12 protein-coding genes are annotated in these 13,678 nt (G+C 64.6%); 8 read left to right on the top strand and 4 right to left on the bottom strand.

Translation table 11 applies throughout. The features are described 5' to 3' along the window. Positions 1-76: 76 nt before the first annotated feature. The 5 genes from atpG to glmS all read left to right on the top strand — a co-directional run bounded on the left by atpG (position 77) and on the right by glmS (position 6,371). Complete coding sequence (gene atpG / locus CCR82_RS04835) at positions 77-949, top strand: F0F1 ATP synthase subunit gamma (RefSeq protein WP_201244281.1); 873 nt, start codon at positions 77-79, stop codon at positions 947-949. Between the two features lie 81 nt (positions 950-1,030). Continuing rightward, complete coding sequence (gene atpD / locus CCR82_RS04830) at positions 1,031-2,407, top strand: F0F1 ATP synthase subunit beta (protein ID WP_201244280.1); 1,377 nt, start codon at positions 1,031-1,033, stop codon at positions 2,405-2,407. Between the two features lie 29 nt (positions 2,408-2,436). After that, positions 2,437-2,862, top strand: a complete 426-nt coding sequence (locus tag CCR82_RS04825) for a F0F1 ATP synthase subunit epsilon (protein WP_201244279.1) — start codon at positions 2,437-2,439, stop codon at positions 2,860-2,862. A gap of 180 nt (positions 2,863-3,042) precedes the next feature. Beyond that, a complete protein-coding gene (glmU, locus tag CCR82_RS04820) occupies positions 3,043-4,410 on the top strand; it encodes a bifunctional UDP-N-acetylglucosamine diphosphorylase/glucosamine-1-phosphate N-acetyltransferase GlmU (RefSeq protein WP_201244278.1) in 1,368 nt (455 codons plus the stop codon). Between the two features lie 119 nt (positions 4,411-4,529). Continuing rightward, a complete protein-coding gene (gene glmS, locus CCR82_RS04815; RefSeq protein WP_201244277.1) occupies positions 4,530-6,371 on the top strand; it encodes a glutamine--fructose-6-phosphate transaminase (isomerizing) in 1,842 nt (613 codons plus the stop codon). A gap of 38 nt (positions 6,372-6,409) precedes the next feature. Here the strand turns inward: glmS and CCR82_RS04810 are convergent, their stop codons facing one another. Genes CCR82_RS04810 through hemE form a run of 3 tightly spaced genes read right to left on the bottom strand, consistent with a single transcriptional unit; the run spans position 6,410 to position 8,120 of the window. Beyond that, positions 6,410-6,787 (bottom strand): type II toxin-antitoxin system PemK/MazF family toxin, encoded by a 378-nt coding sequence (locus tag CCR82_RS04810; RefSeq protein WP_201244276.1) that lies wholly within the window; start codon positions 6,785-6,787, stop codon positions 6,410-6,412. Beyond that, positions 6,781-7,041: an AbrB/MazE/SpoVT family DNA-binding domain-containing protein gene (locus tag CCR82_RS04805; RefSeq protein ID WP_201244275.1), complete on the bottom strand. Its 261-nt coding sequence runs from the start codon at positions 7,039-7,041 to the stop codon at positions 6,781-6,783. Before CCR82_RS04805 ends, CCR82_RS04810 begins: the two co-directional genes overlap by 7 nt. Before the next feature lie 11 nt (positions 7,042-7,052). Further along, the gene (hemE, locus tag CCR82_RS04800) at positions 7,053-8,120 is read right to left on the bottom strand and encodes a uroporphyrinogen decarboxylase (protein WP_201244274.1); all 1,068 of its coding nucleotides are present in this window, start codon (positions 8,118-8,120) and stop codon (positions 7,053-7,055) included. Between the two features lie 157 nt (positions 8,121-8,277). On the opposite strand from hemE, the gene uvrD reads away from it, so the two are divergent. Genes uvrD through hemW form a run of 3 tightly spaced genes read left to right on the top strand, consistent with a single transcriptional unit; the run spans position 8,278 to position 12,844 of the window. Continuing rightward, entirely contained in the window at positions 8,278-10,512 is a 2,235-nt protein-coding gene (gene uvrD, locus CCR82_RS04795) for a DNA helicase II (protein WP_201244273.1), read from the top strand. Between the two features lie 35 nt (positions 10,513-10,547). Further along, positions 10,548-11,630 carry a TRAP transporter substrate-binding protein gene (locus tag CCR82_RS04790; protein ID WP_201244272.1) on the top strand — a complete coding sequence of 361 codons (1,083 nt, stop codon included), beginning with the start codon at positions 10,548-10,550 and terminating at the stop codon, positions 11,628-11,630. A 41-nt stretch (positions 11,631-11,671) separates the two neighbouring features. After that, positions 11,672-12,844, top strand: a complete 1,173-nt coding sequence (gene hemW, locus CCR82_RS04785) for a radical SAM family heme chaperone HemW (protein WP_338073100.1) — start codon at positions 11,672-11,674, stop codon at positions 12,842-12,844. A gap of 96 nt (positions 12,845-12,940) precedes the next feature. Here the strand turns inward: hemW and CCR82_RS04780 are convergent, their stop codons facing one another. Continuing rightward, on the bottom strand, positions 12,941-13,420 hold the full coding sequence (locus CCR82_RS04780; RefSeq protein WP_201244271.1) for an Hsp20 family protein: 480 nt from the start codon (positions 13,418-13,420) through the stop codon (positions 12,941-12,943). Between the last annotated feature and the right edge of the window lie 258 nt (positions 13,421-13,678).

Genomic DNA, 13,678 nt, shown 5'->3' with positions numbered 1-13,678 from the left:
CATTTGGCTCAACCGAGATAGAGGTCTGGCGTGAGCGCGTCCGTTCGGGCGCGCCCGCTCACACACGGAGCACGCAATGGCAGGCGCCAAAGAGATCCGCACCAAGATTTCGAGCATCAAGAGCACCCAGAAGATCACGGGTGCGATGGAGATGGTCGCGACCTCAAAGATGCGTAAGGCCCAGGAGCGTATGCAGGCCTCGCGTCCCTATGCGGAAAAGATGCTGCAGGTGATCCGTCACCTGGCCAAGGCATCCCCCGAATACCGACACAGCTTCATGGCCGAGCAGCGCGAGATCAAACGCGTCGGCTACATCGTGGTGTCCTCCGATCGCGGCCTCTGCGGTGGCCTGAACAGCAACCTGTTCCGGCGCTTGGTGGCCCATATCAAGGAGCAGAAGGCTCAGGGTATCGAGCCGGTGTTTTGCACCATCGGCTCTAAGGCACTCGCCTTTTTCCGCCGTTTTGGTGGCAAGGTCGAGGCGCAGGTGACCCAGCTCGGCGACAAACCGCATATCGAGGATTTGATCGGTACCGTCAAGGTCATGCTGAACGCCTTCGAGAACGGTGAGGTCGACGCGGTTTACGTGGTCTACAACGAGTTCGTCAACACCATGACTCAGGAGCCGCTCATCCGGCAGTTGGTGCCCTTGCAAGCGGCGGATGACGAAGATCGACCTAGTGGGCCGATCTGGGATTACATCTACGAGCCCGATGCACGCTTGGTGCTCGACAGTTTACTGACCCGTTACATCGAGTCGCTGGTCTACCAAGCCGTGGTCGAGAACGGCGCCTGCGAGCAGGCCGCGCGCCGGGTCGCCATGAAGGCGGCCTCCGATAACGCCGGTGAGCTAATCGATGACTTGCAACTGGTCTATAACAAGGCGCGCCAAGCCGCGATCACGCAAGAACTCTCCGAGATCGTCAGCGGCGCGGCCGCCGTCGGCTAAGCGAGTCGCCGCGACGGCAACCGACTTCAAGGTAAACACGCCCTTGCGAACACTCCGCAAGGCAGAACAGAGGAATCCGCTATGAGTTCCGGTAAGGTGGTGGAAATCATCGGCGCTGTCGTCGACGTCCAGTTCCCGCGCGACGCGATGCCCAAGGTCTATGACGCACTCCAGGTCGACTCCACCGGGCTGACGCTGGAAGTCCAGCAGCAGCTTGGTGATGGAGTCGTGCGTACCATTGCGATGGGCTCGACCGACGGCCTCCAGCGTGGCATCGATGCAAGCAACACAGGCTCCCCAATCAGTGTGCCGGTCGGTACCAAGACCCTTGGCCGCATCATGGACGTGCTCGGCAAGCCGATCGACGAGAAGGGCGAGGTCGGCGCCGATGAGACCTGGCCGATCCACCGCGATGCCCCCTCGTTCGAGGAGCAGGCCGGCGCGACTGAGATCCTCGAGACCGGTATCAAGGTCATTGACCTGATCATGCCCATCTCCAAGGGCGGCAAGGTCGGCCTGTTCGGCGGTGCCGGCGTCGGCAAGACCGTCACCCTGATGGAGCTGATCCGCAACATCGGCGCCGAGCACTCCGGCTTCTCGGTGTTCGCTGGTGTTGGTGAGCGGACCCGCGAGGGTAACGACTTCTACCACGAGATGACCGAGTCCAATGTCTTGGATAAGGTTGCCCTAGTCTATGGTCAGATGAACGAGCCGCCGGGCAACCGTCTGCGCGTTGCCCTCACCGGCCTCACCATGGCTGAGTATTTCCGCGAGGAAGGCCGTGACGTGCTGATGTTCATCGACAACATCTACCGTTACACCCTGGCGGGAACCGAGGTTTCGGCCCTGCTCGGCCGCATGCCCTCAGCAGTGGGCTACCAGCCGACCCTGGCCTCCGAGATGGGCGCCTTGCAGGAGCGTATCACCTCGACCCATACCGGCTCGATCACTTCGTTCCAGGCCGTCTACGTCCCGGCAGACGACCTCACCGACCCGTCGCCGGCCACCACCTTCGCGCACTTGGACGCGACCCTGGTGCTCTCGCGCCAGATCGCCGAGCTCGGTATCTACCCGGCCGTGGACCCGCTGGACTCGACCAGTCGTATCCTCGATCCGAACATCGTCGGCCAAGAGCACTACGACACCGCCCGCGCGGTGCAGGGCACATTGCAGCGCTACAAGGAGCTGAAGGACATCATCGCCATCCTGGGCATGGACGAGCTGTCGGAAGACGACAAGCTGATCGTCTCCCGGGCGCGTAAGATCCAGCGCTTCCTGTCGCAGCCGTTCTTCGTCGCCGAGGTCTTCACCGGCTCGCCGGGTAAGTATGTCGGCCTCAAGGACACCATCGCCGGCTTCAAGGCGATCGTCAACGGCGAGTACGACAACCTGCCCGAGCAGGCGTTTTACATGGTCGGCGCGATTGACGAGGCCGTCGCTAAAGCGGAGAAGATGTGACCGCTCTGCGGTTGCGGAGGGCCTGAACCATGGCAATGACCATACATGTCGATATCGTCAGCGCGGAGGGGGCCATTCACTCTGGGCTTGCGGCAATGCTCTACGCCCCCGGCGAGATGGGTGAGCTGGGTATCGCGGCGCGTCACGCGCCGCTGATCACACGACTCAAGCCTGGTGACGTGCGGGTTGAGGATGAGCACGGCCAACAGGAGCATTTCTACGTCTCCGGCGGGATGCTCGAGGTGCAACCTGACATCGCCACCGTGCTTGCGGATACCGCGATTCGGGCCGAGAATCTCGATGAGGCAAAGGCGTTCGAGGCTAAGCGGCGCGCCGAGGATGCGCTCGCCGGCCAGACCGCCGAGTTCGAGTACGCCAAAGCCCAGGCCGAACTTGCCGAAGCCATCGCCCAGCTGCGCGCGATCGAAAAGCTGCGCAAGATGAAGGGCGGCTGATCTTGGCTCGTTCTCGTTGAATGTCTGATGGCAACCCCCCGCCTACGCGCGGGGGTTATGTTTTGCGCGGTGGAAAATACAACGGCTCCGCGCTTCGCTGCTCGGTTATGATCTGCTCAAGTGCGGGCGTCTTGCTCAGACGCCCTGCCTTAAAGGGCGAGGTTTTTCGCGGAGGAACTGATGAAGCTTGGTGTCATTGTTCTCGCTGCAGGCAAGGGTACGCGGATGCGCTCCGCGTTACCGAAGGTGTTGCATCCACTCGCGGGACGCCCGCTGTTGGAACACGTGCTGGATGCGGCGGTGGCACTCGGTGCGGCGCAGGTTTGCGTCGTTTACGGCCATGGCGGCCAGCAGGTTCCGGCCGCCTTTCCCGAGGCCAAGGCCACCTGGGTCGAGCAACAGGAGCGTTTGGGCACCGGTCACGCCGTGCTCCAGGCCATGCCCGCCATGGCGGACATGGATCGGGTGCTTGTGCTCTACGGTGATGTGCCCCTGATCGAGCCCGAAACGCTCAATCGACTGGTCGATGATACGGCGAGCACTCAGCTCGGGCTGCTGACCATGCAGCTTGACGATCCCAGTGGCTACGGTCGCATTGTGCGTGACAAGAGCGATCGGGTCTTGCGTATCGTCGAGCAAAAGGATGCGAGCACCGCCGAGCGCGCGATCACCGAAGTCAATACTGGCATCATCGTCGCTGAACAGGCGAGTCTGTCCATGTGGCTTGGGCGAATCGGCAACGACAATGTGCAACATGAATACTATCTCACCGACGTCATCGGGCTCGCCGTCGCCGATGGCGTCGAGGTCGCTACAACCCAGCCGGAAACCTTGGAAGAGGTGGCCGGTATCAATGATCGCGCCCAGCTCGCTGAGCTCGAGCGTTATTACCAGCGCGGCCTGGCCAATGAATTGATGCTTGGCGGAGCCACCATTGTCGACCCGGAGCGCCTCGATGTGCGTGGCTCGTTGCTCTGCGATCAGGACGTGGTGCTGGACGTGAACCTGGTCTGCGAAGGGCGGGTACGGATCGGTGCCAACGCGCACATTGGCCCCCATTGCCTGCTCAAGAATTGTACCATCGGCCCTGGTGTCGAAGTGTTGGCGCATTCGATCATCGAGGGTGCCACGGTCGGTGCCGGAGCCCGTATCGGACCCTTTGCCCGTCTCCGACCTGAGGCCGAGATCGGCATCGATTGCCACATCGGCAACTTCGTCGAGGTCAAGAAGTCGCGCATCGATGCCGGCAGTAAGGTCAATCACCTGAGCTATATTGGCGATGCCGAGATCGGCGCTGGCGTCAACATCGGCGCGGGCACCATTACCTGCAATTACGATGGCGCCAACAAGCACCTCACCCAGATCGGCGACGGCGCCTTCATCGGTTCCAATACAGCCTTGGTCGCGCCGGTGAGCGTGGGTGCCGATGCCACCATCGGCGCGGGCTCGGTGATCAGTCGCGCCGCGCCCGCCGATCAATTGACGCTGACGCGCGCACCTCAGACGACCATCCCGGGCTGGGAGCGGCCGAAGAAACGCGAGCGATAGCCGCATAGCCGCTCAATCTGATCGCCGGGAAGCATCGACTTGCGCGGTCTCGAAGGCGGCGATTACGGGCTCGATGGGTTAGCATCCGCACATCGACTATCTCGCGAGGACTTCCCATCATGTGCGGCATCGTCGGCGCTATCGCCCATCGTCCCGTCTCGCCGATCCTGCTCGAAGGGCTGCGGCGGCTCGAATACCGTGGCTATGATTCGGCCGGATTGGCGGTGCTCGATCCGGACGGCAAGATCGGTCGTTTGCGTACCCTGGGAAAGGTCGCGCAGCTCAGCACCGCGCACGATGAACGACCCCTCGCCGGCACCCTGGGCATCGCCCACACGCGTTGGGCCACACACGGCGAGCCCTCCACCCAGAACGCGCATCCGCACATGGCGCGCCAGCGCTGCGCGCTGGTCCACAACGGCATCATCGAGAACCACGAACCGCTGCGGCGCGAGCAGATGGCTGCCGGTCATGTGTTCAGCTCGCAGACCGATACCGAGGTGGTGGTGCATGCGATCCATGACGCGCTCGCGGCCGGCCATGAGCTAGCCGAGGCGGTGCGCCACACCATCGCGCGGCTGGACGGTGCCTATGCGCTCGGGGTCATCGACACCCACTACCCGGATCGCTTGGTTGCCGCGCGCCAAGGCAGTCCGCTGGTCATCGGCGTGGGCTTCCAGGAATACTTCATCGCCTCGGACGTCTTCGCGCTGCTGCCGGTCACCAACCGCTTCATCTTCCTCGAGGAAGGCGATGTCGCCGAGCTGCGCCGCGATCGGCTCAGCATCTGGAACGCCCAGGGCGAGCGGGTCGAGCGCCCGCTGCGCGAGTCCTCGGTGGCGGCGGACTCGGCCGAGCGCGGTCAGTATCGCCATTTCATGCAGAAGGAGATCTTCGAGCAGCCGCGCGCCGTGGCCGATACCTTGGAAGGCCGGCTGAGCAACGAAGGCGTCCTGCCCGAGGCCTTCGGCGTCGATGCCGAGCGCATCTTCGCCGCCGCCCAGGCAGTCACCATCGTCGCCTGCGGCACCAGCTTCCATGCCGGTCTGGTCGCGCGCTACTGGATCGAAGCCCTGGTCGGTCTACCCTGCAACGTCGAGGTCGCCAGCGAGTATCGCTATCGCCAACACGTGGTCCCGAAGGATTCCCTGTTCGTCACCCTCTCGCAATCGGGCGAGACCGCCGACACCCTGGCCGCGTTGCGTATCGCCAAGGAGAGTGGTTATGCGACTACGCTGGCGATCTGCAATGTGCCGGAAAGCAGCCTGGTGCGCGAGTCCGATCTGGTGCTGCTGACCCGAGCCGGGCCCGAGATCGGGGTCGCCTCGACCAAGGCCTTCACCACGCAGTTGGTCGCGCTGCTGTTGTTGACGTTGACGCTGGCGCGTCTGCATCGGACGAGCATCGGCGATCAGGCCGATGCCGCTCGCCAGACGGCGCTCTTGCGCTCGCTGCCGGCGCAGCTCGAGCGCGTGCTGGCGCTCGATGACGAGGTGGCGGCGCTCGCCGAGCAGTTCGTCGAGAAACACCACTGCCTGTTCCTTGGCCGTGGCGAGGCCTATCCGATCGCGATGGAAGGCGCGCTCAAGCTCAAGGAGATCTCCTACATCCATGCCGAGGCCTATCCGGCCGGTGAACTCAAGCACGGCCCGCTCGCGCTGATCGACGAGGACATGCCGGTCGTCGTGGTCGCGCCCAACAATGCCTTACTCGAAAAGCTCAAGTCCAACCTCGAGGAAGTGCGAGCGCGCGGTGGACAGCTCTATGTCTTTGCCGATGATCAAGTGCCGTTCCAGGCGGACCCGGGCGTGACCATCATCCGCGTGCCCGAGACCGACGATCTGATCGACCCGCTGGTCTTTACCATCCCGCTCCAACTGCTGGCCTATCACGTCGCCGTGCTCAAGGGCACCGATGTCGATCAGCCGCGCAATCTGGCGAAATCGGTGACGGTGGAGTAGGGATTTTGGCTGCTCTGTTTGTCGGCGGCGGTGCGGCTTCAGGCCAGTTGCACGATCTGGTTGAGGACGGCCAGCACCTCGGCGAAGCGGGCATCGGGAATGCGCTTACCGGGATGCGGCGCGCCGCCACGCCGGCGCCAATCGAAGGATTTCGGCTGATGGCAGAGGACGTAACTGGTTTGCCCGGACTTGCGCCCGCTGGCCGTGCCGACGGCCACGGCGAAGGGGTTGTCGGCGTTGTAGGCGGCTGTGGTCATGGGCAAGCCGATGACCAGCGAGGTGCGTTCGTTGAAGGCCTTGGGTGAGAGCACTAGGAAGGGGTGCACGTCGCGCATCTCCTGCCCGCGTTGCGGGTTGCAGTCGATCCAGATGACGTCCTGCCGCTCCGGTACCCAGGATAGGGCGGGTTTCACCATCGTTCGGCGCCGAGCGCTTCGTCCGTCGCCATGGCTTCACCGCCATGGCGCTCAGGATCGAAGCGGGCGAGGCGTTGCTCGAGGGTCAGTGGCTCGTCACGGAGGGGTGTGATGATGATGCGTTCGCCTTCCACCGTGATCTGGACGCGTTGGTCGGCGTGCAGATGGGCGGCATGCGCGACGGCAGCGGGCAAGCGCACGCCGAGGTTGTTGCCCCAGCCCCAGCGTTTGATCTCGAGAACGGTGGACGTCACGGCGTGGCTCCTCAACCCGCGTGATACGGCCGGCTCTGCTCATGCACGGCCTCGACCATGGCGGCAGCATGATCGGGGTTGACGTCCGGATGGATGCCGTGGCCGAGGTTGAAGACATGACCGGTGCCACGCCCGTAGCTGGCGAGCACGCGGCCGACCTCGCGCTGGATGCGCTCGGGTGAGGCGTAGAGGGTGCAGGGGTCGAGGTTGCCTTGCAGGGCCACCTTGTCGCGCACCAGCTTGCGGGCATCGGCCAGATCGGTGGTCCAGTCGACGCCGAGCGCGTCGCAGCCGGTCTCGGCCATGCGATCGAGCCATTGGCCCGCACCCTTGGCGAACAGCACCACCGGCACGCGGCGGCCGTCGGCCTCGCGCGTGAGCCCCTCGACGATGCGCTCCATGTAGCGCAGCGAGAACTCGCGGAAGTCCGACGGCGCGAGCACGCCGCCCCAGGTGTCGAACACCATCACCGCCTGGGCGCCGCGCGCGATCTGGGCGTTGAGATAGCTGGTGACCGATTCGGCGACCTTGCCGAGCAACTTGTGCATCAGATTGGGCTGATCGAACATCAGCGCCTTGCTGTGGGCGAAGTTCTTGGTGCTACCGCCCTCGATCATGTAGGTGGCCAGGGTCCAGGGCGCGCCGGAGAAGCCGATCAAGGGCACGCGGCCGTCGAGTTCCTTGCGGATCAGCGCGACCGCGTCCATCACATAGCGCAGCTCGTCCTCGGGATCGGGCACGGCGATGGCGTCGATGTCGGCGGCGCTGCGCACCGGGCGGGCGAACTGTGGCCCCTCACCTTCGGCGAAGGAGAGGCCGAGGCCCATCGCATCGGGGATGGTGAGGATGTCCGAGAACAGGATCGCGGCATCGAGCGGGAAGCGTTCGAGCGGTTGAATGGTGACCTCGCAGGCCAGCTCGGGCGCGCGGCACAGATCCATGAAGCTGCCGGCCTTGGCGCGGGTCTCGCGGTACTCGGGCAGATAACGGCCAGCCTGGCGCATCATCCAAACGGGGGTGTAGTCGACGGGCTCGCGCATCAGCGCGCGCAGGAAGGTGTCGTTCTTGAGCTCGGTCACAGGCAGGTTCCGGCAGCGGTGGTGAGTGGGTGTTGTTGTCGCGGGCAGGATACTACGCCGGTTCGGATGCTGTCAGGGGCGGATGTGGTCCGTCAGGCGCTTGCGTCGACCGCGATTGCCTGCAGAAAACCGCAGGAGCTGCGGTTACAATCGCGCGATGGAAGATATCTCTCATATTCTCGATCCCCTGAACCCGGCTCAGCGCGAGGCCGTGACCGCCGATGCCGGCAATCGCCTGGTGCTGGCCGGTGCCGGTTCCGGCAAGACTCGCGTCTTGGTCCACCGCATCGCCTGGTTGCTACAGGTCCAGGATGTGCGGCCCTGGCGCATCCTGGCGGTGACCTTCACCAACAAGGCCGCGCGCGAGATGAAGGGCCGCATCCAGGAGATGCTCAGCGAGCCGGTCGGCGGCATGTGGGTCGGCACCTTTCACGGGCTGGCGCACCGCTTCCTGCGCGCGCACTGGCAGGATGCCGGGTTGCCGCAGCAGTTCCAGATCCTGGATTCGGATGATCAGTTCCGGCTGGTGAAGCGCACCTTGAAGGCACTGGAGCTGGATGACTCGCGCTGGCCGCCGCGTCAGGCGCAGGGCTTCATCAACAGCCAAAAGGACGAAGGTCGCCGCCCGCAGCACATCGACGCCGGCGGGGATTTCTTCCAGGAGCAGATGCTGCGCATCTACCGCGCCTATCAGGAGGCCTGCGACAAAGCTGGCAGCCTCGACTTCGCCGAGCTGCTGCTGCGCGCGCATGAGCTGCTGCGCGAGCGTGCCGACATCCTGCATCATTACCGTGAGCGTTTCACGCATATCCTGGTCGATGAGTTCCAGGACACCAATGCGATCCAATACGCCTGGCTGCGGTTGCTGGCCGGCGACCGCGACAATCTGTTCCTGGTCGGCGACGATGATCAGTCGATCTACGGCTGGCGTGGCGCGCGGGTCGAGAACATCCAGAGCTTCCAGCGCGATTATCCGAATACCAAGATCGTGCGCTTGGAGCAAAACTATCGCTCGACCAGCACCATCCTCGGCGCCGCCAACGCGCTGATCGCGAACAACCCGACTCGGCTCGGCAAGAACCTCTGGACCGAGGACAGTGCCGGCGAGCTGATCCGCCGCTATGCCGCCTTCAACGAGATCGACGAGGCGCGCTTCGTCGTCGAGCGCATCCGCCGCGCGAGCCAGGAGGAAGGGCTCGCGCGCAGCGATTGCGCCATCCTCTATCGCACCACGGCGCAGTCGCGGCTGTTCGAGGAGGCGCTGATCCAGGCCGGTCTCCCGTATCGGGTCTATGGCGGGCAGCGCTTCTTCGAGCGCGCCGAGATCAAGGATGCGCTGGCCTATCTGCGCCTGATCGGCAATCCCGCCGATGACACCGCCTTCGAGCGCATCGTCAATCTGCCGCCGCGCGGGATTGGCGCGCGCACCGTCGATCTGTTGCGTACCCAGGCGCGCGCCGACGGCAGCACGCTCTGGCAGGCGGCGCGGGCAGCGGTCCATCAGGCGCTGTTGCCGGCGCGCGCGACCGGCGCGCTGCGCAGTTTCATCGATCTTATCGAGCGGTTGGCAACGCGCGCCGAAGCCGTGCAAGAGCAGGAGCAGGAGCAAGCGCTGGAGCTGCCGGATCTGGTCGCCGAGGTGCTGACAGCGAGCGGCCTGCCGGCCCATTACGAGAAGAACAAGGACGGGCGCGGCGTCGAACGACTGGAGAACCTGGAGCAGTTGGTCGAGGCCACGCGCCGCTTCGCCGCCGAGGCGCCGAACGACGAGGGCGATCTCCTCGGCAGCTTTCTCGCGCATGCCGCGCTCGAGGCCGGTGATGCGCAGGCCGACGGCTTCGAGGACAGCGTGCAGCTGATGACCTTGCACAGCGCCAAGGGGCTGGAGTTCCCGCTGGTGTTCATCACCGGGGTCGAGGAGGGGCTGTTTCCGCACAGCATGTCGGCCAGTGATCCGGTCCGGCTCGAGGAGGAACGGCGCCTGTGCTATGTCGGCATCACGCGCGCCAAGCGCCAGCTCTATCTGACCCATGCCGAGAGCCGCCGGCTGCACGGGCGCGAGGAATACCCGATGCCGTCGCGCTTCTTGCGCGAGGTGCCGGGCGAGCTGATCGAGGAGGTGCGCGGCGGCGCTGGCAAGGGCAAGCGGGTGTCCGGTGGCGCTGCCAAGGCCGGCCTCGGCGCTGGTGTCGGTGCTGGAGCCGGCGCGCGTGGCACCGAGGCTGGCGGCGGGTTCAGGCTCGGCCAGCCTGTGCGCCATCCCAAGTTTGGCCGCGGCGTGGTCTTGAACGCCGAGGGTCGCGGCGCCGGCGCCCGTATCCAGGTCAATTTCGAGTCGGCCGGCGCAAAGTGGCTGGTGCTCGACTATGCGCGTTTGGAGCCGGCCGACTGAACGCTTGATCACACCGCACGAGAGAGGAGTCCACCATGCAACGCCGAGCCTTACTCACTGGAGCCGGAGCCGCAACCCTCGCCTTGGGGGCTGGCGTGAAGCCAGCCGCAGCCAAGGCCGAGCATCGCTGGAAGATGGTCACCACCTGGCCGAAGAATTTCCCGGGCCTCGGCACCGGGGCCAATCATCTGGCTGAGCTGATCGGGCAGATGAGCGGCGGGCGCATCCAGGTCAAGGTCTATGGCGCCGGTGAGCTGGTACCGGCGTTCGAGGTCTTCGACGCGGTCTCGCGCGGGACCGCGCAAATGGGCCACGGCTCGGCCTACTACTGGAAGGGCAAGAGCGAGGCGGCGCAGTTCTTCTCCAGCGTGCCGTTTGGATTGACGGGCCCGGAGATGAACGGCTGGCTCTACCATGGCGGTGGCATGGAACTGTGGCGCGAACTCTACGCGCGGTTCGGGCTGGTGCCAGCGGCGGCCGGGAATACCGGCGTGCAGATGGGCGGTTGGTTCAACAAGGAGATCGGGTCGGTCGAGGATCTGAAGGGGCTGAAGATGCGCATCCCCGGGCTCGGCGGCGAGGTGCTCAAGCGCGCCGGCGGGACCCCGGTGAGCTTGCCCGGTGGTGAACTCTTCACCTCGCTGCAGTCCGGGGCCATCGATGCGACCGAATGGGTCGGTCCCTATAACGATCTCGCGTTCGGGCTCTACAAGGCGGCCAAATACTATTACTACCCCGGCTGGCATGAGCCGGGCACCACGCTCGAGGCGATGATCAACAAGGAGGTCTTCGAGGCACTGCCGGATGACCTGCAGGCGATCGTGCTAAACGCCTGCAAGGTGGTGAATCAGGACATGCTGGCCGAGTACGCGGCGCGCAATCCAACCGCGTTGCAGACGCTGCTCGATGAGCATGGAGTCGAGCTGCGCCAATACCCCGATGAGGTGCTGCTCAAGCTGCGCACGATTGCCAACGAGGTGGTCGCCGAGATCGCCGAGAAGGATGCCTTCTCGCGCAAGACCTTTGCGTCCTATCAAAAATTCCTCACCAACGCTAGGGACTGGAGCGCGATCTCTGATTTGGTCTATCTGCGGGCACGCGATCAGCTCGAGGGCTGAGCGATGCTGGGATATCGGCGCGGGCGCCGCGGCGCCGGATCGTGATCGGGCCGCCGCCGCTTGCGTTGTATGTGCATCTGCCCTGGTGTGTGCGCAAATGTCCGTATTGCGATTTCAATTCGCATGCGTTGCGAGAGGGGCTGCCCGAGGCCGCCTACATCGACGCCTTGCTGCGCGACCTCGAGGCCGAGCGCGTGCGGGTCGCGACCACTGCGGATCGAGACCGCCCGCTGATCTCGATTTTCATCGGCGGCGGCACGCCGAGCCTGTTCTCGGGCGCGGCGATGCGGCGACTGCTCGATGGGGTCAGGTCGCGATTCGTGGTCGCCGAGGACGCCGAGGTGACGCTGGAGGCCAATCCCGGCACGGTCGATGCCGCGCATTTCGCCGGCTATGCCGAGGCCGGGGTGAATCGGCTCTCGATCGGGGTGCAGTCGATGAGCGACCGGTCGCTGGAACGGCTTGGGCGGATCCATGCGAGCGCCGATGCGGAGCGCGCGGTCGCGGCGGCGCGCGCGGCCGGCATCAGCAACCTCAATCTGGATCTGATGTTCGCACTGCCTGGACAGGATCTGGCGGCCGCACGCGAGGATGTGCAGCGGCTGCTCGCGCTTGCGCCCACGCACCTCTCCTATTACGAGCTGACGCTGGAGCCGAACACCGCCTTCCATCAGCAGCCGCCGGCGCTGCCCGATCCTGATCTCGCCGATGCGATCCAGCAGCAGGGATTCGAGCAGTTGGCGGCAGCCGGCTTCGAGCGCTACGAGATCTCGGCCTTCGCGCGGCCGGGCCATCGCTGTCGGCACAACCTGAACTACTGGCGATTTGGCGACTATCTCGGCATCGGTGCCGGCGCGCATGGCAAGCTGAGCGATGCGCGTTCGGGCAGGGTCGAACGGCGGGTGAAGCGGCGTCACCCAACGGCCTATCTGGAGGCGGACGAGCCGACAAGCGCGGTCCAGACCCTCTCAGAACAGGACCTGATCGAGGAGTTCGCGCTCAATGCCTTTCGGCTGGTCGAGGGCTTCACGGCGGCGGAGCTCGAGCGCAACACCGGGCTGAGCGCAGAGGCCCTTGCGCCCGGCGTGCGTGCCGCAGCGGAGCTTGGGCTGGTGTCGCGCGTTGACACCGGAGCTGCAGACCCGATCGTGATCCGCCCAACCGCGCGCGGTCTTGCGTTCTTGAACGATCTGATTGCGGGTTTTTCTGCCTGAGCCGGTAAGCCGGGCCGGCACCAAGGCGCCCACGAAAAAAGGCCGAGCGATGGCTCGGCCTTTGCATCAGTCACCGTGGCGACCGCGCTACCGTGCTCAAGCAGCGGCGCGCGTCTCTGCCTGAGCGCTGGTGCCTTCGATGTAGTGACCATTGTCACCGCGAATCTCGATCTTGCGCGGCTTCATGGCCTCTGGCACCTCACGCACCAGGTCGATGTGCAGCAGCCCGTTCTCGAGCCGTGCGTCGACCACCTTCACATAGTCGGCGAGCTGGAAGCGACGCTCGAAGCTGCGGGTCGCGATACCGCGATAGAGGTAGCGCCGCGCGTCTTCGTCGTCATCCTGCTTGCGCGAGCCGGTCACCGTGAGCAGGTTCTCCTTGGTCTCGAGACCCAGGTCACCCTCGGCGAAGCCCGCCACCGCCATGGTGATGCGGTACTTGTTCTCGTCCTCGACCTCGACGTTGTAGGGCGGATAGCCGCCGGCCTCGTTGCGAAACGCATTCTCGAGCGAGGGCGCCATCCGGTCGAAGCCGATCATGGAACGGAACAGCGGTGAGAAGTCGATGGTGGTCATCGGCATATCCTCCAAATGAGCAATATGGTTGAGGTTGGCGTTCCTGAGGAACCGCCGGTTTGCAGTGCAAACGCCGTATCGGCCGCTTGCGTTATGTAAAGTAGTGCAGGGTGTGCCGGGTTGCAAGCAACGGTAGTGCCCCGATCGATAGGATGCCTTGGTTTTGTTACAATCACGTCAACTTGAGATAGAAAATCAGTTTGCCCCATGCACTGTCCCGATTGTCATTCCAAAAAACTTGTCAAAAACGGTTTCAAT

The organism is Halochromatium salexigens (genome assembly GCF_016653295.1).
In the GTDB taxonomy this organism is placed as follows: domain Bacteria; phylum Pseudomonadota; class Gammaproteobacteria; order Chromatiales; family Chromatiaceae; genus Lamprobacter; species Lamprobacter salexigens.
This window is presented reverse-complemented; position numbering and strand designations above follow the sequence as displayed.